The 24369-nt window shown below is 40.3% G+C and carries 19 protein-coding genes; 15 read left to right on the top strand and 4 right to left on the bottom strand.

What is annotated here, in order from left to right:
• Positions 1-154 precede the first annotated feature (154 nt).
• The 3 genes from HMPREF2877_RS04070 to HMPREF2877_RS04080 all read left to right on the top strand — a co-directional run bounded on the left by HMPREF2877_RS04070 (position 155) and on the right by HMPREF2877_RS04080 (position 3511).
• Positions 155-2170 (top strand): M13 family metallopeptidase, encoded by a 2016-nt coding sequence (locus HMPREF2877_RS04070; protein WP_045772282.1) that lies wholly within the window; start codon positions 155-157, stop codon positions 2168-2170.
• A 133-nt stretch (positions 2171-2303) separates the two neighbouring features.
• Entirely contained in the window at positions 2304-2627 is a 324-nt protein-coding gene (locus HMPREF2877_RS04075) for a hypothetical protein (RefSeq protein ID WP_045772283.1), read from the top strand.
• Positions 2628-2677: 50 nt separating this feature from the next.
• Entirely contained in the window at positions 2678-3511 is an 834-nt protein-coding gene (locus HMPREF2877_RS04080; RefSeq protein ID WP_045772284.1) for a metallophosphoesterase family protein, read from the top strand.
• A 144-nt stretch (positions 3512-3655) separates the two neighbouring features.
• Here the strand turns inward: HMPREF2877_RS04080 and HMPREF2877_RS04085 are convergent, their stop codons facing one another.
• Together HMPREF2877_RS04085 and HMPREF2877_RS04090 are read right to left on the bottom strand one after the other, a co-directional pair.
• Positions 3656-7159, bottom strand: coding sequence for a KxYKxGKxW signal peptide domain-containing protein (locus HMPREF2877_RS04085; protein WP_070578755.1), 3504 nt, complete (start codon positions 7157-7159; stop codon positions 3656-3658).
• A 366-nt stretch (positions 7160-7525) separates the two neighbouring features.
• Positions 7526-8791 (bottom strand): threonine/serine exporter family protein, encoded by a 1266-nt coding sequence (locus tag HMPREF2877_RS04090; protein ID WP_037610535.1) that lies wholly within the window; start codon positions 8789-8791, stop codon positions 7526-7528.
• A gap of 327 nt (positions 8792-9118) precedes the next feature.
• Here HMPREF2877_RS04090 and dhaK point away from each other — a divergent pair, with 327 nt between their 5' ends.
• From dhaK to HMPREF2877_RS04120, 6 genes are all read left to right on the top strand, one after another.
• Positions 9119-10108: a dihydroxyacetone kinase subunit DhaK gene (dhaK, locus tag HMPREF2877_RS04095; RefSeq protein ID WP_045772286.1), complete on the top strand. Its 990-nt coding sequence runs from the start codon at positions 9119-9121 to the stop codon at positions 10106-10108.
• 31 nt (positions 10109-10139) lie between these two features.
• Positions 10140-10715: a dihydroxyacetone kinase subunit DhaL gene (gene dhaL / locus HMPREF2877_RS04100; protein ID WP_045772287.1), complete on the top strand. Its 576-nt coding sequence runs from the start codon at positions 10140-10142 to the stop codon at positions 10713-10715.
• 3 nt (positions 10716-10718) lie between these two features.
• Positions 10719-11093, top strand: coding sequence for a dihydroxyacetone kinase phosphoryl donor subunit DhaM (gene dhaM / locus HMPREF2877_RS04105; RefSeq protein WP_045772288.1), 375 nt, complete (start codon positions 10719-10721; stop codon positions 11091-11093).
• Between the two features lie 14 nt (positions 11094-11107).
• Positions 11108-12091 carry a Gfo/Idh/MocA family protein gene (locus HMPREF2877_RS04110; RefSeq protein ID WP_045768542.1) on the top strand — a complete coding sequence of 328 codons (984 nt, stop codon included), beginning with the start codon at positions 11108-11110 and terminating at the stop codon, positions 12089-12091.
• A 152-nt stretch (positions 12092-12243) separates the two neighbouring features.
• On the top strand, positions 12244-13335 hold the full coding sequence (locus tag HMPREF2877_RS04115) for a glycerol dehydrogenase (RefSeq protein WP_045772289.1): 1092 nt from the start codon (positions 12244-12246) through the stop codon (positions 13333-13335).
• A gap of 302 nt (positions 13336-13637) precedes the next feature.
• On the top strand, positions 13638-13982 hold the full coding sequence (locus HMPREF2877_RS04120) for a hypothetical protein (RefSeq protein ID WP_045772290.1): 345 nt from the start codon (positions 13638-13640) through the stop codon (positions 13980-13982).
• 221 nt (positions 13983-14203) lie between these two features.
• Here HMPREF2877_RS04120 and HMPREF2877_RS04125 read toward each other — a convergent pair whose 3' ends face one another.
• Positions 14204-15688 carry a DUF1846 domain-containing protein gene (locus HMPREF2877_RS04125; protein ID WP_045772291.1) on the bottom strand — a complete coding sequence of 495 codons (1485 nt, stop codon included), beginning with the start codon at positions 15686-15688 and terminating at the stop codon, positions 14204-14206.
• Between the two features lie 307 nt (positions 15689-15995).
• Between HMPREF2877_RS04125 and HMPREF2877_RS04130 the strand changes: the two genes are divergently transcribed.
• The 6 genes from HMPREF2877_RS04130 (at position 15996) to dexB (ending at position 23164) form a co-directional block, all read left to right on the top strand.
• Complete coding sequence (locus HMPREF2877_RS04130) at positions 15996-17255, top strand: ABC transporter permease (RefSeq protein WP_045772292.1); 1260 nt, start codon at positions 15996-15998, stop codon at positions 17253-17255.
• Positions 17256-17270: 15 nt separating this feature from the next.
• Positions 17271-17903, top strand: coding sequence for an ABC transporter ATP-binding protein (locus HMPREF2877_RS04135; protein ID WP_070578757.1), 633 nt, complete (start codon positions 17271-17273; stop codon positions 17901-17903).
• A 13-nt stretch (positions 17904-17916) separates the two neighbouring features.
• On the top strand, positions 17917-19293 hold the full coding sequence (locus HMPREF2877_RS04140; protein WP_045772293.1) for an ABC transporter permease: 1377 nt from the start codon (positions 17917-17919) through the stop codon (positions 19291-19293).
• Between the two features lie 71 nt (positions 19294-19364).
• Complete coding sequence (locus tag HMPREF2877_RS04145) at positions 19365-20018, top strand: response regulator transcription factor (protein WP_045772294.1); 654 nt, start codon at positions 19365-19367, stop codon at positions 20016-20018.
• Positions 20015-21319: a sensor histidine kinase gene (locus tag HMPREF2877_RS04150; RefSeq protein WP_045772295.1), complete on the top strand. Its 1305-nt coding sequence runs from the start codon at positions 20015-20017 to the stop codon at positions 21317-21319. Before HMPREF2877_RS04145 ends, HMPREF2877_RS04150 begins: the two co-directional genes overlap by 4 nt.
• A 234-nt stretch (positions 21320-21553) precedes the next feature.
• Entirely contained in the window at positions 21554-23164 is a 1611-nt protein-coding gene (gene dexB / locus HMPREF2877_RS04155) for a glucan 1,6-alpha-glucosidase DexB (protein WP_045772296.1), read from the top strand.
• A gap of 51 nt (positions 23165-23215) precedes the next feature.
• On the opposite strand, the gene HMPREF2877_RS04160 is transcribed toward dexB, so the two are convergent.
• Entirely contained in the window at positions 23216-24241 is a 1026-nt protein-coding gene (locus tag HMPREF2877_RS04160; protein ID WP_045772297.1) for a LacI family DNA-binding transcriptional regulator, read from the bottom strand.
• Positions 24242-24369: the final 128 nt, after the last annotated feature.

Genomic DNA, 24369 nt, shown 5'->3' on the forward strand with positions numbered 1-24369 from the left:
CTTGAGTGTCATGATACCTAATTTTAGCTATTTAAGAAAATAAAGAGAAGTAATCGTCTGATTACTTCTTTTTGTCTCCCAAAAACAGCTTGCTAAAATAAGTGTTCTAATGATATAATACAAATATATTAATCTAATTTTCTAAGGAGTATCTATGAAAAAGCGTAAGAAAATTATTCTTGGTTCCATAACGGGAGCTTTGGCCTTGGCTCTTGCAGGAGGTGGTTTTTGGGCTTATAAAACCTTTGTCCCACAAGAAACGCCGATTGACAAGAATGCTACGGTAGCCTCAAATTTTTACCAAGCTGTTAACAAGGACTGGCTCCTGAAAACCAAAATTCCTGCTGATTCTCCAAGCATTGATAATTTTTATACTTTAGGTGAAGATGTCAAAGGGAAGCTAAAGAAGGATATCAAAAATTTAGGGGAAGGCAAGGAAACGTCAGATATTACAGGGATGTCTGAGTTTATCACCTTCTACAAGGCTGCTAGTGATTACAAGCAACGTGAGAAAGATGGCCTTGAACCTCTCAAACCTTATCTAAAAGAAATTGAGGATATCAAGGATCTGAATGATTTGGCCAGTAAATCTGCTAGCTTGACTGATAGAGGGATTCCTCTTCCATTTGGTTATGACGTAGGAACTAACGCAGAGAATACCAGCCAAAAACAAATCCAATTGAGTCCCCCAAGTATCTTATTGCCAGATGTGTCTATTTATAAAGACGAGGCCAGCAAGAAACAATATTTGACTCCAATTGAAACAGCTACGCAAAAAGCCTTGGAAATGCTTGGATATAGCGAAAAAAATAGTAAACGCATTGTCAAAGAAGCACTGGAGTTCGACGAAATCATTGCTAAGTACAGTCTCAGTAATGAAGAGATGTCTGAAAGCAAGAATTTGGTTCACCCTAAAACAGCAGAAGAGATTAATGCCTATTCTGGTTCCTTCAAATTATATGATGTCATTAAAGGCATTATGGGACGTGATTTAGAAACCATCAATGTCCCTAATACCAAGTATTTTGAGAATTATAGTAAGGTCGTCAATCAGGACAATTTTTCTAAAATCAAATCATGGATCTTAGTGCAAGAAGCTATGGCAGCGTCAAATTCTTTGACAGAAGATTACCGTTTGAATTTTACATCGATTAGCATGGCTATTATGGGCACACAGAAGCCAATTTCTAAGGAAGATACGGTTTACGAGATGAGTGTCAATCTGTTTAGCGATGTCATGAGTGTCTATTATGGACGTAAATACTTTGGTGAAGAAGCCAAAACTGATGTGACAGGCATGATTGATAAAATCAAAAATGTCTATCGTGGCCGTCTCCAACAGAATGATTGGTTGACGGAAGATACACGCAACAAGGCCATCGAAAAGTTGGATAAAATGAAGGTTTTCGTAGGTTATCAGGAAGATGTCAATCCTGGTACTAAGGAACTACATCTTGACCCTAACAAGTCCTTCTTTGAACTGTCAGAAGATATTGCCCAGTTCGGAAAACGTTATACCATTGATCATTTTGATGATCCTATTGATAAGAATAAATGGTCAGGTTCTGCTTTTGATATCAATGCTTATTACAACCCAGAAAGCAACAGCATCAACTTCCCAGCTGGTATTTTGCAAGCTCCATTTTATGACAAGAACCAAAGTACTGAAAAGAACTATGGTGGTATCGGTGTCGTGATTGGACATGAAATTACCCATGCCTTTGACTCCAATGGAGCCGATTATGATGAGAATGGCGACATGCATAACTGGTGGACAAAAGCAGATACTAAAGCTTTCGACAAGAGGATCAAAGCCTTTGAAGACCAGTGGAATGGTTTGGAAATTTATGGGACTAAGGTAAATGGAAAACTCACAGTCACTGAGAATGTCGCAGATGCTGGTGGTCTCTCATCCACACTCCAAGTTCTCAAAACAGATATGACAAAACCTAATCTCAAGGATTACTTTGAGAACTACGCAGATATCTGGAAACAAAAGGCCAGCCTACAGTACAATAAATATACCATGGTACAAGACGTCCACGCACCAAATGAGTTGCGTGTTAACCAACAACTTAAAAACCTTCCTGAGTTTTATGAGGCTTACCCTCAAATCAAAGAAGGAGACGCCATGTATTTAGCACCAAGCAAACGCATTAGTTTGTGGTAAAGTGTGTTGCTATTTTGCTAATCAAGAAGAAGAGAATTTGGAATGGAAACATCCCAGATTCTCTTTTTATGTTGTCGCTTTGGGGAATCATTTTCTAGTGTTATAATGGTGCTATTAAGGAAAGGATTCAAGAATGAAGCATAAGAGGAATCTGATAGAAGATAATAAAAGAGGTGAGAATCAGAGCTTTCTCTACTTCCTACACGAGGAGAAACAATTTGACGTAAAGGCACTTAATGATTTGTGTCACTACATCATAGAACTGGATACAATCAGTCTCGAGGAGCTGAGAGATATCCATTATATTGAAAATCAAATACTACGCCATCTCGTGTATCATTTTGATGAAAATGATTTAAGTAAAATCTCAAATCTCCCTTTTGAGTACTGGGAGCATATAGAGCCCTTTGAACGTTTGGTAGCAAGTTTGTATGAGGGTGATGGTAAGGAAGAATAGTTTATGTTGTACTGGTTTCAACCTAGTAGACCATCAGTAAAGGAGTATAGATGAAACATCGGATTGCAATTTTGTCAGATATTCATGGAAATACAACAGCTCTTGAGGCAGTTATTAAGGATGCACAAGAGTTGGGTGCGACAGAATATTGGTTAATGGGGGATATTTTGTTACCTGGACCAGGTAGAAATGAACTCTTTGAACTTCTGTCTTCAATTCCCATAACAGCCACTGTTAGAGGAAATTGGGATGATTGCGTTTTGGAGGCTTTGGATGGGGAGTATGGTCTGGGGGACTCTCAAGAAATTCAGCTCTTGCGACTTACCCAGTACTTGATGGAAGAGATGGATCCTAAATATGTTGATTGGATACGTTCTCTTCCTCTGGTTGTGAAAAAGGAAGTCAATGGGATTCGTTTTTCTCTGACGCATCACTTACCGGAGAAGAATTACGGAGGTGAGTTACGTCCAGCTAACGATACCAGCCATTTTGATCAGTTGCTAGATGATCAAACAGATATGGCGATTTATGGTCATGTACATAAGCAAGTGCTTCGCTATGGTAGTAAGGGACAACAAATCCTTAATCCTGGTACGATTGGGATGCCTTATTTTGACTGGTCACCCCTGCAAAATCATAGGGCTCAGTATGCCATAGTCGATGTCGAAGAAGATGGTGTTACTAATCTCCAATTTCGAAAGATTGCCTATGATTATGAAGTAGAGTTGCAGTTAGCCATAGACAAACAGTTGCCTTATATCGAGCTTTATCAAGAATTACGAAGAAATGACAATTATCCAGGGCATAACAAAGACTTAATCGAGCGTTTAAACCAACAGTATGGTTATGCTAAAGATGTCAAGAAATATTTTGACTTGAAGTAGATTGATGATAGAGATTTTGCCGGTAGCCTTACTAGGTTTTAGAAAACAAAAAGAAAACACCAGAAAAAATGATTTCTGGTGTTTTTGAATACATTTTGGCAAAAATGAGATATTTTTCAAATGCTTACAGTTGTTAGTTTGATATTAATCCTTTTTCTCTGTAGCTACGCCATTTTCGTCAATAATATAGGTTTTTCCATCTTTTTCAAGCGTAGTGTTAGTGGTAATTGGAGAACCTTTTGACTCTGGACTAACTGATATCGGCTTTTCAAAATGATAAAGTTTACCATCAAACTCTGCCCATTCGCCACTAAAAGGAGTAGTCATATAAATTTTAGGATTGAAATAATAGAGCCTATTATCTTCTAACCGAATGACACCTGTTTTTACAACTCCATTTTCATCAGAGATACAGAAACCATTCCAAGAGGTCGAGGTGTCTGTAGCTGTATTCCTTAGAAGTCGTCCTTTAGGGCCCAAAAGATAGGTCTTTTCATTGATATTTTGTAGATATGTTCGGTTTTCAGCTCCCCATGGTGGACTAATATAGTAGGTTTCATTATTATGAGTAACCCATCCGAACTGTAGATGACCGTCCTTATCAGCATAATAGTATTTGTAGTCGCCGTCAATATCATCAGAAAGCATACTACCGTCTTTTTTGAAGAAATAATCGAAATCACCTATCTTGTGTCTATCATTTCGAACTTGGTAGCCATCTTCTTTAAAATAAACACGTTTACCTTCAATAGTTGCCCAACCAAATATCTGGCTTCCATCCTCGCCAAAATAAGTATATTTTTTAGAAAAGTAATCGCCTGTTTCATGGAATTTATTTACGAACATAGCACCAGTATCATTATCGAAGAAATAGTACTTTCCATCAAGCAGAAGTCGTTTTCCTTTGGCTTGTTTTCCAGTTGGATCAAAGTAGTATTTTTGATGATTAATAATTTGAAGTCCAGTGGCTAACTGTCCATTTTTTTTAATATAAGCCCAATCACCGTCTTTATCTTGAATAAATTGTCCAGGTTTGTTCATAGTTACATAACCATTTTGGTCAATGACATAACGAATACCATTAAGTTCAAGTGTTCGGTTAGTCCACATAGCTCCGCTGTCTCTATCGAAATAATGTGTTTGACCGTCAATTTCGACAAGTCGTCCCTTAGCTTGTTTGCCCTCTTTATCAAAGTATAGAGTGACATTATCTATTGAATGGAGTCCGGTGACAGCTTTCCCCTCGTTATCAAAGTAGTACCAATTCCATGCATCATCGTGTTCGAAACGATTTGTTAGTTTAGTTTCGGTCGCTACTCCTTTATCATCAATGAGGTAGGCTTTTTTATTGTAAACTAAGGTCTTGGAAACTGTAAGAGGGGAAGTTTCGGAAAGCGAACTTGTTCTATTGAAAGCATAGAATTTATTATCACTTTGAATTACAGTTTCTTCAATCTTAGTTAAATCTGTGTTTTCTGGAAGTAGATGTCCGATGTAGAAATCATTGTTTTCATCAAGATAGTATAGATTACTATAATTATCACGAATAATACGTTTAATCTTATCGGTCTTTGTTCGTACTCCGTGGTCAATAATGTCTACTTCTTCCCTGACGGTATGGGTATAACTTCTTCCACCATTCTTGTAAGTTCTGTTTATGCTAGGCTCTAAGTGGTATAGCTTATCATCAATCGTTTTCCAAGTAGGTGTTGTAACTGTAAACATTTTGGGGATATTGCTATTATCAAAATAGATATTTTCAAAATAATAGAGTTTACCATTATTTGCAGTGCTAACACCAGTAAGTAGAACTCCATCCTTATCTGTACCTACGATGCCAGAGTAGTATGCATCATAATCCAGTTCCTGACGTCCGAGTAAAGGTCCGAGATAGTTTTTTAGAAGTTTGCCTTCAAAATAGTAATAGTCCTTGCCTCCTTTATTGACTATACCAGTGACTGGTGAACCAGAATTTGAAAAATAGTAGTCATCACCATTAATATGATGTTCTCCGGTTAGTACTTGGCCAAATTTATTGGAGCGATAGCTAGTATTTAAAGTTCCAACAAAGACACGTAATGACTGAATATAAAAGGCATCTTTTACCAATTTTCCATGATTATCAAAGAGGTAGTTTTGTCCTTTGAAGATAGTAAGATCATTTTCAACTCGACCCTTATAATCAAAATAATAAAGTTGATTGCCAACTCGATGCCATCCATAGTAACGTCGACCATCAGAACCATAATAGACGTTATACGTTTTAGCAAATGGTTCCTGTCTTCTGATTTCAATAGACCAAGTATGCCAATAGTTGGTTTTTACAGCACCTGAATAGTGACTAAAATAGTAATCGGAGCCGTCAATGGTTCTTTCCCCATCTTTCGCTTGACGACCTTCTTTGTCAAAGTAAAGAGTTACTCCATCTACATTTTGCCATCCTTTTAGTTTCTCTCCTGTTGCGGTGTAATAGTACCAGTTGCCTGAGGAATCTTCTTGGAAATGGCCACCAGAAACAAGTGGACGTTGAGGAAGTTTCTGTTCAGTTTCAATCAAAAGTCCATTAGCTTCTGCGTGGTAAGTTTTTCCATTGATAGTAATGTCGGTATTTATGACCTTATGACCATTATCCTTATCGAAGTAATAGGGTTCGATACCTATTGTAACGATTTCACCCTTAGCCTGAACACCGTCTGGGTAGAAATACATATCGAAGCCATCTATAGTCTGTTCGCCTGTGACAAGTTTTCCTTCTTTATCGCTATAGTACCAGTTTCCATCGTCATCTGACCAAAAACGGTCACGAACCATTTGGCCACTATCTTTTTGAAAATAATAGGAATTTCCATCTAGGACGACAAAGGAATCTTTAGCTTGGACACCATTAGGGTAAAAGTAGAGTGGTATATTGTCAATAACTTGTTTACCTATAAGTGCTTTCCCATCTTGGCCTAGGTAGTACCAATTTCCATTCTTATCAGATGCAAAAGCATTACGAGTAAGTTGTCCGCTACCTTTCTCAAAGTGATATGTTGCTCCATTAACGTGACGGGTGTCTCCTTTGACTTGCTTACCATCGGCATCGAAGTAGACCGTAACATTATCGATATTTTGCATACCAGTAAGTGCTTTCTCGTCCTTAATGTAGTACCAATTGCCCTGACTATCACTAGTGTAATGACCTCCAGATATCACGGGACTTTCTTCTACTTTATGAGCAGTATTTGTTTCAGAATCTGATGTTCCAGAGCTTACGACTTCACTGCCAGTAACAGTAGAGACTTCCGAACGAAGAGCTTGTTGAGAGTTAATTTCAGAAGTACCTATGTCTGAAGTAGCTGCATCAGTGACACTTTGTTTAGATTCAGTAGAAGTAGTTTCAGTGATGATTTCACTTGAATTTGTTGTGACTAAAGATTTGTTTTCCTCTGGTTTAGTAGTGACTTCATTAGTTGACGGGCTTATGACATCGGTTGCATTTTCTTCTATGCTGTTTTCAACCGTTGGTTCCGAGGTGGGGTGAGTCTGTTCAGCTGCGGACACATAGCCCAAGCTTGCAAAACTAAGTCCTAGAGCTAGACTAGTTACTGCAATGGTTACCCATTGTTTTTTTACTTTGTGAAGTTTAAAGTATACTTTCTTTTCCATGGTAATGCTCCTTTCATAAAACTAAATAATAGTAGCAAGGATATGGTTAACTCATGAGTGAAATTAAGTTAGTGTTACGGTTTTCTCATTTACACATTCAGTTTATCATCACATTTTAATAAAATCAAAGAATTATGTAAGCGTTTTTGCTTTTTGTATAAACTCTTTCCAACTCTACTCAAAACAAAACTGATAGTATATGAATGATGAACTTTCATTAAAGAGTGTTAATGATGTATTTGCTTTAAGTTAGCAGCGGATAGATCCTTGAGTAGGGTATTTTTGATATTCATAATATGCTATTCACTGATTTTAGAATGACACCAAAAAAGCCACTGGCATACAAAACCACTGGCTTTTAACAATTTATTTCTTCTTCCCTAGTACAAAATAACGGCTAGGGATTTGTTGTGTCAAACTGACGGCGATGGCGATGGTAAATGAGGCCAGGAAACAAGCTCGTAGGAAGCTGAGACCTAGGTCTGAATTTCCAATCAAGAGGAAGTAGACCGCACGGTAGAAGCTCATCCCTGGGATGAGTGGGAACATGCTTGAGGCTAGGAAGACTGTAGCTGGACATCTACGGTAGTGGGCCAAAAAGCGTGAGGTGAATGTGACCAGAAGGGCTGGAAAGAGGATGGCAAGGACTTCGTGATGGGTATTGTTCCAAATCAAGAGGTAGAGGAGCCATGAGCCTGCACCTAGGGTTCCGAGGTCTAAGAAGTATTTCTTGGGTACTCGGTAAAGCACAGAGAAGGCTGCTGTCCCCAGCCCTGCCATGAAGGTCTGAATCAAGACCTCTTGCCATGAGGTAGATGGTGTTGAGAACATGCCTGATAATTGTTCCGCAAAGGGGAGAAGTGAAATCATGGCGAGAACACCGACAGAGATAGACAGACAGGTGGAGACCCCCGACAGCATCAGGGCAAGACCACTATAGTAGTTGTTCTGAGTGAATTCTCGTATGGCATTAACAAAGTAGGCCCCAGGAATCAAGATCATCAAGGTTCCCAGAATAATCACGCTACGATGCTGGCCGATTCCTAGATAGTAGAGAACATTGGCTGATAAAGCAGCAATGGCACTAGAGAGGATAATTTGCAAGAAACTGGTATGAATAAAACGTGAAAAGAGCTGCATACCAATCCCTACAAAAAGTCCAGATATAGCCGCAGCAGTTCCATCAATCCAGCTACTTCCCAGAGCTAGTGAAAAGCTCCCTGCACCAATAACACAGGCTATAATGTCCTCTAAAGGACGATAGAAAGTCTTCTGCTCTATGGTTTTCAGCTTTTGGAAAATACTAGCCACAGGCTGATTTGGCTGCTCTGCCAGTTCACGAGACAGGCGGTTAACTTCCTCGAGCTTGCCCAGATGGATAGAAGGAGCTGAGGTAGCTAGGACACGAGACTCCTTAAGACCTGAGCGGTTGAGTCCGGAAATCATGACCCCTCGATTGACCACGTAAGTGGAAAAGTCTCTGATGCCAAGAGACTTGGCCATGTGTCCCATAGTGTCTTCAATACGGTAAATCTCAGCACCGCTCTCCATAAGGACACGGCCAGCCTGAAGGACGGCATCCATTTCGTTTTTAGTTTCTATTTCTGTCTCTCTTGGAAAATCGATGGTCATTTGAACCTCCTTATCGCTTAATTCGTCATTCCATTATAAGGTTTGAATGGTGGTTTTTCAATAGCTTTGGCGACTAAAATAGGACTTTCTATGAGATTTTTCTTCTACTTTAATGATAGAGGTCAGGAAAATGGAGGTCTTGCCTTTTGCCTTGCTATTGATAGAGGCAAATGCTACAATAAAATTATAAAATGTATGCGTTTACATATTTTTACGCTATCTTTCTCAAAAAGCCTTGAAGTCCTTTATTTATAGGGAAATGAGCAATCACAGAAGGAAGCGAATGTAAGTGCAAATAGTTGATACCTTTGAAAAGGAGGCAATCCCATGAAAAAAATTATCAATAAACCTGAAAATGTTGTGACAGAGATGCTAGATGGCTTGGCTTATGTTCACAGTGATTTGGTGCATCGTGTTGAAGGTTTTGACATCATCGTAAGAAATGAGCAGGCTGCTGGTCAGGTTGGTCTTATTTCTGGTGGCGGAAGTGGTCACGAGCCAGCCCACGCTGGTTTTGTAGGTGATGGTATGCTTTCGGCAGCCATTGCAGGTGCTGTCTTCACGTCACCAACGCCAGATCAGATTTTGGAAGCTATCAAGGCAGCGGACCAAGGGGCTGGTGTCTTCATGGTTGTTAAAAATTACTCTGGTGACATCATGAATTTCGAGATGGCTCAAGAATTGGCTGAGATGGAAGGGATTGAAGTAGCTAGCGTTGTTGTTGACGACGATATTGCTGTGGAAAATAGCCTTTATACACAAGGTCGTCGCGGGGTTGCTGGTACCATTTTCGTTCACAAAATCCTAGGTCATGCGGCTCGTGAAGGCAAGTCTCTGGCTGAAATCAAAGACTTGGCTGACAAGATCGTTCCTAACATCCACACCATTGGTTTGGCCCTTAGCGGTGCGACGGTTCCTGAGGTTGGAAAGCCCGGTTTTGTCCTAGCTGAGGATGAAATTGAATATGGTATTGGTATTCATGGTGAGCCTGGCTATCGTAAGGAGTCTATGCAGCCATCTCGCCAGTTAGCTGAGGAATTGACAGGGAAACTCCTTGAAGCCTTTGAGGCTAAGGCAGGTGAACGTTATACCCTTCTCATCAATGGTATGGGTGCTACACCTCTCATGGAGCAGTATGTCTTTGCTAACGATGTAGCAAGCATTCTTGCAGATGCGGGCTTAGATGTGGTTTATAGAAAATTAGGTAACTACATGACATCGATTGATATGGCAGGTCTTTCATTGACGCTCATGAAGATTGAAGATAACGCTTGGCTTGAGGCTCTAGAGAGCCCTGTTAAGACCATTGCTTGGTAGTCTGACATGGAAACTAGAAATTAGGTATATTATGGATAAAACAGTTGCAGTAAAATGGATGCAAGGCTTTGATCAAAGGGTTGAAGCAGAAAAAGACCACTTGTCTGAATTAGACGGTCCTATTGGAGATGGTGATCATGGTGCTAACTTGGCGCGTGGCATGGCGGCAGCCATTGAGGCTATTAACAGCACTGAACCACAAAGTGCAGCAGAAGTGTTCAAGGCGGTGTCTATGGCCTTGATTAGTAAGGTTGGTGGTGCCTCAGGTCCACTTTATGGGTCTGCCTTTATGGGCATGATGAAGGCTGAACAAGCTGGTCAAGATTTGGCAGGAGTGCTTGAGGCAGGTCTCGAGATGATTAAAAAACGTGGCCATGCAGAAGCCGGTGAAAAGACCATGGTTGATGTTTGGCATCCGGTTGTTGAAGCTGTCAAACAAGGACAACTCACCAATGATGTCATTGATCAAGCTGTTCTTTCAACCAAGGAAGTTGCAGCTACCAAGGGACGTGCCTCTTATGTAGGTGAGCGTTCAATTGGTCACATTGATCCAGGCTCTTATTCGTCTGGGCTACTCTTCAAAGCCTTGCTAGAAGCGGAGGGCTAGGATATGTCAGAACTTGGAATTGTGATTGTGTCCCACTCTGCGGATATTGCTAAAGGTTTAGTGAGCCTGATTCGAGAAGTCGCTCCAGATATCCCTTTGACGGCTACAGGTGGTCTGGAAGATGGTGGCTTGGGATCTAGTTTTGACCATGTGCAAGTGGCTGTGGACAGTCAGCCAGCCAACCGACTCTTGGCTTTTTACGACTTGGGCAGTGCACGTATGAATTTGGAAATGCTTGAGGAATTTTCAGACAAGGAAATCCTTATTCAACAGGTACCTCTCATAGAGGGGGCCTATGCGGCTGCAGCCTTGCTTCAGGCAGGAGCGAGTGAGGTTGAAATCTTATCTCAGATTAATGAATTGACTATTCAAAAATAGAATAAAGGAAAACTATGACAAATCAAATTAAGTACAACTGGGCTAGTCTTGGAACTGGCGTTATTGCTAACGAATTGGCACAAGCCTTGGGAGCTCTTGGCGGGAAACTCTATTCCGTTGCCAATCGTACCTACGATAAGGGTGTAGCCTTCGCTGAGAAATATGGCATTGAAAAGGTTTATGAAGAGATTGACCAAGTCTTTGAAGATCCTGAAGTGGATATTATCTACATCTCAACGCCTCACAATACGCATATTAATTACCTTCGCAAGGCCCTCGCAGCTGGCAAGCATGTCCTCTGTGAAAAATCCATCACTCTAAACAGTGAGGAATTGGCAGAAGCTATTCAACTCGCCGAAGAAAATCATGTCAAACTGGCAGAAGCCATGACCATTTTCCATATGCCTATCTATCGAAAACTCTCTGAAATCGTGGAAAGTGGTAAGTTGGGACCTCTTAAGGTTATCCAGATGAACTTCGGTTCCTATAAAGAATATGACATGACCAACCGCTTTTTCAATCGTAATCTGGCTGGTGGTGCCCTACTTGATATCGGAGTATATGCCCTTTCCTTTGTACGTTGGTTCATGACGTCACAACCGACAGAGATGGTCTCACAGGTCAAGCTAGCTCCGACTGGTGTTGATGAACAAGCGGGTATTCTCCTTACCAATGCAGAAGGGGAAATGGCGACGGTGACGCTAAGCCTTCATGCTAAACAACCTAAACGTGGTACTATTGCTTATGACAAGGGCTATATCGAACTTTATGAATACCCACGTGGACAAAAGGCGGTCATCACCTATACGGAAGATGGCTCACAAGAAATCATCAAAGCAGGAGAAACCGCTAAAGCCCTTCAGTATGAAGTTCTGGATATGGAAGCAGCCGTTGCAGGAGAGAATGATTATACCTACCTCAATTACAGCCGAGATGTCATGGACCTTATGACACAACTCCGTAAAGACTGGGGTTTGACCTACCCAGAAGAAGAGTAGGAGTTTTGCAAACAGAGTAAAAAATTAGACTTATGTACTGACTCTAAATAGATATACTGTCAATTAAAGTGAGGGTTTAGCTCTGTATCCCATAGAACTAAGGTCATTTAATTGATTCTATATAAATACATTTATATCAAAGGAGAAAGACTATGAGAAATTTTGCAAGTCCGTCACGTTACATTCAAGGTGAAAATGCCTTATTTGAAAATGCAAAAACCATTTTGGAACTAGGAAGTCATCCTGTACTATTGTGTGATTCAGTAGTTTATGACATTGTGGGTCAACGTTTCGAAGAATACCTCGTTCAAAATGGACTTACAGTTGTTCCAGTCTTCTTTAATGGTGAAGCTTCAGATAATGAAATTAATCGTGTGGTAAGTTTGGCCAAAGAAAAGGGCTGTAATTTAGTCATTGGTTTAGGTGGTGGTAAGACTATTGATAGTGCTAAAGCCATCGCAGATCTTCTAAAATCTCCAGTAGTGATTGCTCCTACCATTGCCTCTACAGATGCTCCAGTTTCAGCCTTGTCTGTTATCTATACGGACGAGGGTGCCTTTGAACGCTACATCTTTTATTCTAAGAACCCAGAATTGGTTTTGGTTGATAGTAAGGTTATCTCTCAAGCGCCAAAACGCTTGCTCGCTTCTGGTATCGCAGATGGCTTAGCAACTTGGGTAGAAGCTCGAGCAGTTATGCAAGCAAATGGAAAAACCATGCTAGGCAAACACCAAACACTTGCTGGTGTTGCCATTGCTGAACGCTGTGAAGAAATCCTTTTTGCAGATGGTTTACAAGCCATGGCCGCCAGTGAAGCAAAAGTTGTAACGCCTGCCCTTGAAAACATCATTGAAGCCAATACCCTTCTCAGTGGTATCGGATTTGAAAGTGGTGGCTTGGCTGCGGCTCACGCCATCCATAATGGTTTCACAGCCCTCACTGGCGATATTCACCATTTGACTCATGGTGAAAAAGTAGCCTACGGAACTCTTGTACAATTGTTCCTAGAAAATCGTCCAAAAGAAGTTTTGGATAAATACATTCGTTTCTATCAACAAATTGGCATGCCAACCACTCTTAAAGAAATGCATCTTGAAAATGCAAGTTACGAAGATCTTCTCAAGGTTGGTCAACAAGCAACAATCGAAGGAGAAACTATTCATCAAATGCCATTTGAGGTGAAAGCTTCTGATATTGCGCAAGCCATCGTTGCTGTAGATGCTTATGTTCATGGATTAGCCTAAGTAAATTTGCTCTTTTGTAGGGAAAGTGCCACCATTCCCGTATAGGAATATTATCCCCCTCAGGCACTTATCCCAACAGGATAGACAAATTGTTATAGGAAAGGGTTCAGTTCTGTATTAGATAGGACTGTGCCCTTTTTACTATTTAAAATCCAATATTTCCAAAGTCCCTCAAAGCGTTTTAAGAATTTTTGAAAACATAAAACATTTTCAAGAAATCCTGATTTAACAGTCATTTCACTTGTGTAAGCGTTTCAAAAAGTGTATACTATAGGTAGAAAGATAGGAAAAGGAGATGACTAGTGGCTAGTATAACAATTGAAGCGAGTAAGGTGGCTAGAAAGAGTCCTATTCGTGTAGATAGTAGTCTTGTGGGGACAGTTTCTGGGGTGGAAGCAGTGAATGTTTCCCTACCATCATCAAAAGCTCGTTTAAGTGTTGGAAAATTGGGTTACAAGTCTAACACTATTACTGTAGAGGACGGACAAACCGTTCGTGTTACTAGCAATTTTATAAATCGTTTTATAGCGATAGCACCATTGTTACTCTATCTTGTTGGAGGACGTTACCTCCCACTTGTTGCAGTCCTATCTACTATAATTTTGCTTTTTAGCTTACCTTTTCTCAAGTTAGAAATCGTAGGCTGATTAGAATCGGGAGTGGCTTAGCCCTCTGTTTGATACCTTTAACTCACTTTTTCATAATAATGCTAGGCCACTCCCTTTTCATTGGGAACGGGTCGAGAGGAAAGAGTGGGTTATCAAAAAGGGAACTCGATAGAGTCTCCCTTTTTTCTTTCTCCAGCTAAATGCAATTCTAAAAGACCTCAGTTAGTAAAACTGAGGTCTTTGATGTTTCTAGTGATCTATTATTTACGATACAATTTGTCGTATTGATAGTAAGGGTCGAAGGTCACATTGATACCAAGCTTACGGAGAACATTTTTATCTTCATCAGTAAGGATGATGGTTGAGTGGGCTTCAGAACCCTTGAGGTTACCAAGTTCCTCCATGGCACGCGCCGCATCCGCATTGTTAGCAGCTGTGATAGCCAAAGCAATGAGGATTTCGTTTGAGTGGAGGCGAGGGTTACGGCTACCTAAATGGTTAATTTTCAGACCTTGGATAGGTTTAACCACTTCAGGCTCGATAAGTTTAGTATCCTTATCAATACCTGCAGAAGTCTTGATAGCGTTGATCAAAGCAGCCGCAGTTGGACCAAAGAGTTCTGAATTTTTACCAGTGACGATTTGACCATTTGGCAATTCAAGTGCAAGAGCAGAACCACCTGTTTCTTCAGCCTTAGCGCGTGCTACAACGACCACTTGACGATCTTCAGAAGTAATACCAAGATCGTTCATGAGCAACTCAATCTTCTTGACAGCGGTCTCAGGAACACGTTCATTTTTGAAATCAAGTACAGTTTGATAGTAGCGACGGATGATTTCTTGTTTAGAAGCTTCTTTGGCGGCCTCATCATCCGTAATGGCAAAACCAACCATGTTAACACCCATATCTGTAGGTGAAGCGTAAGGTGACTCACCAAGGATGCGTTCAAGCATACGTTTGAGGACTGGGAAAATCTCGATATCACGGTTGTAGTTTACCGTAGTCTTGCCATAAGTTTCCAAGTGGAATGGGTCAATCATATTGACATCATCAAGGTCTGCAGTGGCAGCTTCATAGGCCAAGTTAACTGGATGATGAAGTGGCAAATTCCAAACTGGGAAGGTTTCAAATTTAGCATAACCTGACTTGATTCCATTGATTTGGTCGTGGTACATGTTAGACATACATGTCGCCAATTTACCAGAACCAGGACCAGGAGCAGTAACGACGATAAGGTTACGGCTAGTCTTGATATAGTCATTTTTCCCCATACCCTCAGGAGAAATGATATGGTTCATATCCGTTGGATAGCCCTTGATAGGGTAGTGGATGTAAGACGTAATGCCATTTTTTTTCAATTGGTTACGGAAAGCATCGGCTGCAGGTTGACCAGAATACTGCGTAATAACAACAGAACCCACATAGATATTGAGCTCGTTGAATTTATCAATCAGACGAAGCACCTCTTGGTCGTAGGAAATGCCAAGGTCACCACGAGCCTTAGAGTGCTCGATATTGCTTGCATTGATGGCAATGACCACTTCAACCTGATCTTTGAGCTCTTGAAGGAGCTTGATTTTATTGTCAGGTTCGTAACCAGGAAGGACGCGGGCAGCGTGGAAGTCTTCCAACATCTTACCACCAAACTCCAAGTAGAGCTTGCCGTCAAACTGGTTAATGCGCTCCAAAATATGGTCGCGTTGCAGATTCAAATACTGTTCAGAACTAAAAGCTTGTTTCTTCATAAATAAAAATACCTCTGAGAAAAATTATATCAAATGCCGAGGGTAAATGCTATTGGCGAGAGACGATTTATGGGAGAAAAAGAGGTGAAGTCAATCATGAAACGTATTTTTTTATGATAGTCCTTTAGAGTTATTATTTAATTGGAGTTTTCATCTCAGCAGTTAGATTTTTAGATAACAATCACTTTAGAATATTGAATTTCATAAAGGTTTCACATTTGTCGTCTATAATTAGGATAAGAAAAATGAAGAGTCCTCATTTATCTTTGGTGTAGCTGAGGGCCAATGTCTTAAATGGAGGTGGAAGATGGTTCTCTTACAACAGGCAGTTGCTTATATTTTCCGCAAAAAAACGCGGAATTTTATCCTTTTTCTTATTTTATTTTTGATATTATCTTGCTTGTATTTTTGTTTTTCTCTTATGCAAGTTGGTGGAGGAATGGAGGCACAAATCAGGAAGTCAAGTGGGGCAAGTTTTGATCTGGTAAGTAAAGAAAGAGGGAGTGCCTTTTCCTGGAAAGAGGGGGCAAAGATTAGTCATCTATCTGATGTGATTTCAACGATACCTCAATATGTAAGTCCGGTGCGACTTATCGATAAGAAGGTAGTTACAGGAAAACAAACGGTGGAACGTGATGATCTTAATAATGAGGCTAATCAAGCCTTAGGAGCCACTTTTACTAAGGAAACAGGCCAAAGTGTTGATTTTAGGAGTGGTGCTTTTCAACTCATTAAGGGGAAGCACATATCTGCTAAAAGGCAAATTATGATTCATGAATCGCTTGCTAGGAAAAATAAGCTAAGCGTCGGAGATAAGCTGACCTTGTCCAATTTCCAGATGACTGAAAGTGGAGCTAGGGAAATGACCTTTGATATCGTTGGTATTTTTTCTGGCAAGAAGGAGGAGACATTTACTGGAATGTCCTCAGATTTAAGTGAAAATCAAATCTTCCTCCATTATGACGATAATAGCCAACTGCTTAATTTGACTGATAAGTTAGTGACAAAATTATCCTTTGGTATTAAGAATCCAGATAGAATCAATCAAGTCATTAAACAAGTGGAACAATTGGATATCGATTGGAATCGTCTACGTTTAGACGAGGACCGTAAGGCTTTTGACTCCTTGAAGGAATCGTCTAAAGCGCTACAAGGAATCGTCAGAACGATGATGATTAGTTTAATTGTTACAGGAGCAGGGATCCTCTCATTTTTAATGGCACTATGGACGCGTGAGCGAAATCATGAGATAGGTATTCTTTTAGCAATTGGGAAGAGTAAGGGACGCATTTTTGCTCAATTTCTTATGGAGATATTGTTGGTGTCCCTTATGTCTTTGCTACCTGCCCTTGCTATTGGACGGCTACTAAGTCGACTGTTTTTGCAAGAATTTATAGGACAGCAAGGACAGCAGCAGACTCTTCAGTTATTAGATCAAATACCTCAGGGACTACCTTTAGGCCAATCTTATCTAAGTCTTCTAGTCTTGGTAATATTATCGCTCGGTGTGACAACAGGTCTCATTTGGCGCAAAACTCCAAAAGAAATCTTATCTAATATGAGTTAAGGAGAAAGGAACACTATGTTAGAACTCAAAGATGTTACGTATAGTTATCAAAATAAAAGTGAAGCTATCCTCTCGAAGGTGAATTATCGTTTCGAGAAAGGTAAATTTTATAGTATTATTGGGCAATCTGGAGCGGGAAAATCGACCTTACTTTCACTTTTGGCAGGTCTTGATTATCCCAAGAAGGGGCAGGTTTTGTTTAATGGAGATAATATCAAGAAAAAAGGCTCTAGTTATCACCGTAGACACCATGTTGCGCTTGTTTTTCAAAATTACAATCTCATTGATTATCTTACACCTTTAGAAAATGTACGACTTGTTAATAAAAATGCCGATAGGAAGATACTTTCTGAATTGGGATTAGATGAAAAACAAATTAATCGAAATGTCCTGCAACTTTCAGGTGGGCAACAACAACGTGTAGCTATTGCGCGGGCTTTGGTTTCAGAGGCTCCAATTATCTTAGCAGATGAACCGACTGGAAATCTAGACGAGGAAACTGCGAAGGATATTATTGCTATCCTTAAAAGAATGGCCTTAGATCGCCAAAAATGTGTCATAGTTGTTACGCACAGTAAGGAAGTTGCTCAGGCATCTGATGTGGTTTTAGAGTTGAAGAAGAAACAACTCATAGAAAAGAAAAAATAAAGAAAGGACTCTTATGTTTCGAAACGCTTTTGCATATATTACACGAAAATGGTCAAAGTCACTATTACTGTTAATTATTATTCTTTTGATGAGTACTCTTAGTTTGTTAGGACTTGCTATGCGAAGTGCAACCCAAGAAGCTGCATCCAAGAGTCTAGGGTCAATTTCCAATAGTTTTTCAATGCAGATTAATCGTAACACGAATCCTGGAACTCCTCGTGGGGCTGGAAATCTTAAGGGAGAAGATATTAAAAAGATTAGTGAGACTAAAGGGATTGTTTCGACTATAAAACGGATAAATGGTATTGGTGATTTACTAGATCATGAGATTATCGAAACAGAGCAAACGCTACAAAATCAGTCGCCAGAACGTGCTAAAAATTTTAAGTCTACCTTGATGTTGACAGGAGTCAATGACTCATCAAAAGAAGACAAATTTGTTTCAGGTGCTTATAAACTAGTTGAAGGAGAACATCTAACCGATAAGGATCATAATCAAATCTTGATGCACGAAGATTTAGCTAAAAAGAATGGTCTTAATGTAGGAGATAAAGTAAAGCTTAAATCTAATCTCTATGATGCTGATAACGAAAAAAGGGCTGATGAAACAGTAGAAGTGACTATCAAAGGTTTATTTTCTGGTCAAAATAAAGCAGCCGTTACCTATGCTCAGGAGTTGTATGAAAACACCCTCATCACTGATCTAGATACAGTAGCAAAACTCTATGGTAATACCGTAGAAACTGCCACTTATGAGGATGCCACTTTCTTTGCTAAAGGTGATCAAAATATTGATTCCTTGATAGCAAAGATTCAAAAGTTGGACATTAACTGGACCCTCTACGATCTTGTTAAGAGTTCATCAAACTACCCTGCTTTACAGGAATCTATTCTTGGGATGTATCGTGTGGCAAATCGTATGTTTATTGGAAGTCTCATTTTTACAAGTTTATTGCTAACCCTTCTGTTGATTTTATGGTTAAATGCTCGTCGTAGAGAAGTTGGTATCTTTTTGGCCTTGGGACTTAAAAAGACACAGGTTGCGGGTCAATTTTTAATGGAATTACTGATGATTGCCTTACCAGCCTTTCTTTTATCATATGGTTTAGCGAGTTTCTTTGCCGAAAAAGTTGGTAAAACAGTCCTTTCCAATGTTACGGAAGGTATCAATAAGCAAATGACAAAAGAATCTCTAGCTGCAAATCTCGGTGGAGGGGCTGAAGCAGAGAGCTTCAGTAAGACTCTGACTCAGATTCATATGACAGTCCAACCTAAGCAACTTTTGGTAGTCATTCTAGTCGGTGGCTTTATCTTAAGCTTGGTATCCTTGATTTCTTCTCGCTGGCTTCTTCACAAGAAACCCAAAGACCTCTTAGTTGATGTTGAATGATAAGTTTGCTGCACCTATAAAAAACGGTATAATGAAAGAAAGCGACTATATATAGATAAAAAGGAAAGTGTATGAAGATACTAATCGTAGAAGATGAAGTCCTGATTCGAGAAGGGATGAGCGACTATCTCATGGAATGTGACTATGAGGTCTTTGAAGCAGGCGATGGACAGGAGGCCCTGGACCTCTTTCACAGAGAGGCGCCAGATCTGGTCTTGCTGGATATCCAGCTCCCTATCCTCAATGGCTTGGAAGTACTCAAGACCATCCGAAAGACTAGCTCAGTCCCTGTCCTGATGCTGACGGCCTTCCATGACGAGGACTATAAGTTGACAGCCTTTGGAGAGTTGGCAGATGGCTACCTGGAAAAACCCTTCTCCTTGTCCCTCTTGAAGGTCCGTATCGAAGCTATTTTTAAAAAGCTCCAGCCTTCCCGGGTCTTCACCTATGGAGAGGCACGGGTAGATTTTGAGAGCTACACAGCCAGCCTAGCAGGCCAAGCCATTTCCATGAATGCCAAGGAGTTGGAAATCTTGGAATACTTGCTCCAGCATGAGGGCAAGGCCCGGACCCGCTCTCAGATCCTCGATGCCGTCTGGAAGGAGACGGAGGAGATTCCTTTCGACCGGGTGATCGATGTCTATATCAAGGAACTACGAAAAAAACTGGAGCTGGACTGTATCGTTACGGTACGCAATGTCGGCTATAAATTGGAGAGACCATGACCAAACGGAGTATCTTTGCAAAAATCTTTCTGATCACCTTTGCCCTTTTTAGTAGCTTAGTTATCCTTCTCCATGCTTCGGTTTACTTTATTTTTCCATCGACCTATATCGAGTCCCAGCGCCAGACGATTTTGAAGAAATCGCAAGCACTGGCCAAGAGTTTCCAGGGTCAGGAAGAAGGGACCATTGAGTCGGTCATCGACCTTTATTCCAAGACTAATGATATCAAGATATCTATCAAGGGCAAGGAAAAACAAAATGCCCTAGAGGTCAAGGATGACCTGCTCGTGAACCCTGATAGCCAGAATAATTCGCTGGTTATTGAAGAGCGAAAGATTCAGACTAAGGAAGGGAAGGACTTGACCTTGCAATTCTTAGCGACCGTCGATTCCCAAAAGGAAGCGCGGGACATCAGTCTGGGCTTTTTTCCCTATAGTCTCCTTGCTTCCTTTGTTCTATCGCTGATTGCCTCCTATCTCTATGCCCGCATGATTTCTGCTCCGATCCTTGAGATCAAGCAGATGACCAAGCGGATGAAGCGGCTGGATCGGACAGCCAGTCTTCCTATTCACTCGCAGGATGAGATCGGTGTCCTTAAGCAACAGATCAACGACCTCTATCATCATCTCCTAGAGGTGATCGACAATCTAGAGCAGCAGAAACAGGAAAATCTGAAGTTGGAGCAGATGAAGGTGGAATTCCTACGTGGGGCTTCGCATGAGCTCAAGACGCCTCTGGCTAGCTTGAAGATTATCCTAGAAAATATGCGAAGTAAAATTGGTCGCTACAAGGATCGGGATCGCTACCTATTAGTTTCTCTTGACATCGTCGATGAGATGAACCAGATCGTCCTAGAGATCCTGTCTTTATCTTCTGTTCAAGAATTAGGTGTTGATAAGGAGTGGATTCAGTTAGATGATGTGGTAAATCGCATACTCACTCAAAATCAAGTGTTGGTTGAGAATCGCTCCCTATCAATTGACAATTATCTTCCGGCAACTAGTATTTTCATGAATTTACCTATTTTGAAATTGGTTCTCTCAAATATCATCAGTAATGCAGTCAAGCATTCTGATAAGGGTGGAGTGATTCGAATAGGTTTAGAAAATGAAGGAACTGATTTTGTCATTGAAAATACGAGTGTATTTAAAGAAAATATTTCAACTAAAGCTCAGTCTAAGAAAGAAGGAGGATTAGGCCTTTTTGTGGTCAAATACCTTTTAGAGCATGAGGAACTTAGCTATAGATTTGAAGAAAGTTCTACGGGGAGGCGCTTTGTTATGGTCTTGCCCAAAAAGTAAAAAGCGATGGTTAAGGTATTAACCATCGTTTTTTTTTTGTATTGTTAAAATAAGCAAAGGCTAACCTTACATTTCAACTCTATTATTTTTCAATATTACCAAAAGTTTAAGGAGTCTGGAGTATAGGTTATTGAAATGTTTTAAACAACAAAAGAAAACGCTTGCATAACTTCTAGAAAAACGTAAAATAGAACTATCAGACTCACGATAATAATAACTACGAGGAGTAGAATTATGCAAAAATACTGGTGGCACAAGGCTACGATTTATCAAATTTACCCCAAGTCATTCATGGATTCCAACGGTGATGGCATCGGTGACCTCAAGGGGATTACAAGTAAGTTAGACTATCTTCAAAAGCTAGGAATTACAGCTCTTTGGCTTTCTCCTGTTTATGATAGCCCAATGGACGACAATGGTTATGATATCGCTAACTATGAGGCTATTGCGGACATTTTTGGGGATATGAACGATATGGATGAGCTTTTGGTGGAGGCCAAAAAGCGTGATATTCAAATTATCATGGATCTGGTGGTGAACCATACTTCTGATGAGCATGCTTGGTTTATTGAAGCGCGTGAAAATCCAGAAAGTCTTGAACGAGATTTCTACATCTGGCGAGACAAACCTAATGAGTTAGTGTCTATCTTTAGTGGATCTGCTTGGGAATATGATGAGGCCTCAGGCCAATATTATCTGCATTTCTTTAGTAAGAAACAGCCAGATCTCAACTGGGAAAATCCACAGTTGCGCCAGAAAGTTTATGACATGATGAATTTCTGGATTGATAAGGGAATCGGTGGTTTCCGTATGGATGTGATTGATATGATTGGTAAGATCCCAGATCAACTGATTGATACAAACGGTCCAAAACTTCACGATTACATCAAGGAGATGAACCAGGCAAGCTTTGGAAAGCACGACCTTCTAACCGTTGGTGAAACCTGGGGAGCAACACCTGAAATTGCTAAACAGTATTCAAATCCAGATAATCAAGAACTTTCCATGGTTTTCCAGTTTGAACATATTGGACTTCAGCATAAGCCAGATAGTCCTAAATGGGAGTATGAGAAGGAGTTGGATGTTACAGCGCTTAAGGCTATTTTTAATAAATGGCAAACCGAGTTAGAGTTGGGACAAGGGTGGAACTCACTTTTTTGGAATAATCATGATCTGCCTCGTATTCTCTCAATGTGGGGAGATACTGGTGTCTATCGTGAGAAGTCAGCTAAGGCCTTGGCTATCCTCCTTCATCTGATGAGGGGAACACCTTACATTTATCAGGGCGAAGAAATCGGCATGACCAATTATCCATTTAGAACTTTGGAAGAATTGAATGACATTGAATCTCTCAACTATGCCAAAGAAGCTCTCGAAAAAGGGGCATCGATAGAAGTTATCATGGACCAAATCCGTCAGGTGGGTCGTGACAATGCTCGAACACCAATGCAATGGGATACTTCTAAAAATGCTGGATTTAGCATATCGGATAAGACTTGGTTACCTGTTAATCCAAACTATAAGGACATAAATGTTGAATCAGCCCTTGCCAATCCAGAATCGATTTTCTATACCTATCAGAAGCTCGTTGCGCTTCGTAAAACTCAAGATTGGTTGGTAGATGCTGACTTTGAACTCTTGGAGACAGCTTCAAAAGTATTTGCTTATATTCGTAAGACTAAAGATAGTAGCTATCTGGTTGTAGTCAATTTATCAGACCAAGAACAAGACTTCTGTTATGATTTCGAAAGAGCAGAAGTTGTCATTGCAAATACCGAATTAGAGCCAATTACAGACCAAGGCAAACTCCAAGCCTGGGATGCCATTTGTGTGAAGATGAAATAAAAAGTGGTTGTCAACCTACAGTTGACGACCACTTTTTAGTCTATTGAGTAATCATGGGTTAGTTGGCAGTTGGATTGTCTTTTCCTTCGTACTACCCCTTAAGGTTAACTTCGTACCCAACATGGTAAGAGTTGGAATTTCTCGTGGGGACAAGACTTGCTTATTGAGGACGTCCATGGCAGTTCGCCCCATTTCTTCAGTGTAGACAGTGACACAAGATAGGGGAGGAAATACCTGTTTTGCCATGATTGTATCGTTAAAAGAAATGATTTGAATCTGATCTGGAACAATGAGGCCAGCTTCTTGAAAAGCTTTGAGTGCTCCAATAGCTAAGCTATCACTTGCGGCAAAAAAGGCATCTGGAAGTTTCTCCTCTGTCTCCAGTTTAGCTTTGATAAGTTCATAACCAGATAGCGCACTAAAGTTTCCTGTCAAAATGAGATTAGCGTCGTAAATTCCCTCTTCAATACAAAAATTGCGATAGGCACGCCGACGTGAATCAGGAATAATTTCTTGCAAGTCGGTTGTCTTCTCCTCACCTGTTAAAAGTCCGATTGATTGACACCCTTGTTTTTTTAAATATTGGAGGGCAGTCTGAACAGCATTTTCAAAGTCAGTTGTCACACAAGGATGTCCCTGAAGTAGGGTATCACTATCTACAAAGACCAGTGATTTACCCAATGATTCCAATTCAGTAATCTGTTCACGACTAAACTTTCCGATACAAAGTATACCTATGACTTCTTCAGCGAGACTAAAAGGAATGTCATTGAAATAACGTAGAATCTCGTAGTCGAGTTCCTGAGCCCTTTTTTCAATGCCGAGTCGAATATTATAATAGTAGATGTCATCTAATTCGTCTTCTTCACTGACCCATTGGATAATGGCAATCTGGTGTTTCTCTTTCTTAAAATTACCGCTTTTTTGGTGTCTAGTGTATCCCAATTCATCTGCCGCAGTTAAAATACGGTGCCTGGTTTCTTCAGTAACGGAAAGGCTTTCATCTTGGTTGAGAACACGTGAAACAGTCGCGATTGAGACCTCTGCTAATGAAGCAATGTCTTTTAATGTAGCCATATTGTTCTCCTTTCATCCAAAGTATATCATAAATTCTAAAATTTTACCTATTTTTTACTAAAAAAACAGTAAAAATATTGATTTTCCTTGTGAAAGGGGTTACACTGTTAGTGTAAAAAAGAATAAGC

The sequence above is a fragment of the Streptococcus sp. HMSC072D03 genome (assembly GCF_001812855.1).
In the GTDB taxonomy this organism is placed as follows: Bacteria; Bacillota; Bacilli; order Lactobacillales; family Streptococcaceae; genus Streptococcus; species Streptococcus salivarius_D.

Excerpts from the sequence above, each read along its gene's own strand:
- HMPREF2877_RS04130 (WP_045772292.1), top strand. The coding sequence starts at position 15,996 with ATGGTTCTCTTACAACAGGCAGTTGCTTATATTTTCCGCAAAAAAACG.
- HMPREF2877_RS04125 (WP_045772291.1), bottom strand. The coding sequence starts at position 15,688 with ATGAAGAAACAAGCTTTTAGTTCTGAACAGTATTTGAATCTGCAACGC.
- dhaM (WP_045772288.1), top strand. The coding sequence starts at position 10,719 with ATGTCAGAACTTGGAATTGTGATTGTGTCCCACTCTGCGGATATTGCT.
- HMPREF2877_RS04145 (WP_045772294.1), top strand. The coding sequence starts at position 19,365 with ATGAAGATACTAATCGTAGAAGATGAAGTCCTGATTCGAGAAGGGATG.
- HMPREF2877_RS04080 (WP_045772284.1), top strand. The coding sequence starts at position 2,678 with ATGAAACATCGGATTGCAATTTTGTCAGATATTCATGGAAATACAACA.
- HMPREF2877_RS04070 (WP_045772282.1), top strand. The coding sequence starts at position 155 with ATGAAAAAGCGTAAGAAAATTATTCTTGGTTCCATAACGGGAGCTTTG.
- HMPREF2877_RS04115 (WP_045772289.1), top strand. The coding sequence starts at position 12,244 with ATGAGAAATTTTGCAAGTCCGTCACGTTACATTCAAGGTGAAAATGCC.
- HMPREF2877_RS04090 (WP_037610535.1), bottom strand. The coding sequence starts at position 8,791 with ATGACCATCGATTTTCCAAGAGAGACAGAAATAGAAACTAAAAACGAA.
- HMPREF2877_RS04085 (WP_070578755.1), bottom strand. The coding sequence starts at position 7,159 with ATGGAAAAGAAAGTATACTTTAAACTTCACAAAGTAAAAAAACAATGG.
- dhaL (WP_045772287.1), top strand. The coding sequence starts at position 10,140 with ATGGATAAAACAGTTGCAGTAAAATGGATGCAAGGCTTTGATCAAAGG.
- HMPREF2877_RS04150 (WP_045772295.1), top strand. The coding sequence starts at position 20,015 with ATGACCAAACGGAGTATCTTTGCAAAAATCTTTCTGATCACCTTTGCC.
- HMPREF2877_RS04140 (WP_045772293.1), top strand. The coding sequence starts at position 17,917 with ATGTTTCGAAACGCTTTTGCATATATTACACGAAAATGGTCAAAGTCA.
- HMPREF2877_RS04075 (WP_045772283.1), top strand. The coding sequence starts at position 2,304 with ATGAAGCATAAGAGGAATCTGATAGAAGATAATAAAAGAGGTGAGAAT.
- HMPREF2877_RS04160 (WP_045772297.1), bottom strand. The coding sequence starts at position 24,241 with ATGGCTACATTAAAAGACATTGCTTCATTAGCAGAGGTCTCAATCGCG.
- HMPREF2877_RS04135 (WP_070578757.1), top strand. The coding sequence starts at position 17,271 with ATGTTAGAACTCAAAGATGTTACGTATAGTTATCAAAATAAAAGTGAA.
- dhaK (WP_045772286.1), top strand. The coding sequence starts at position 9,119 with ATGAAAAAAATTATCAATAAACCTGAAAATGTTGTGACAGAGATGCTA.
- HMPREF2877_RS04110 (WP_045768542.1), top strand. The coding sequence starts at position 11,108 with ATGACAAATCAAATTAAGTACAACTGGGCTAGTCTTGGAACTGGCGTT.
- dexB (WP_045772296.1), top strand. The coding sequence starts at position 21,554 with ATGCAAAAATACTGGTGGCACAAGGCTACGATTTATCAAATTTACCCC.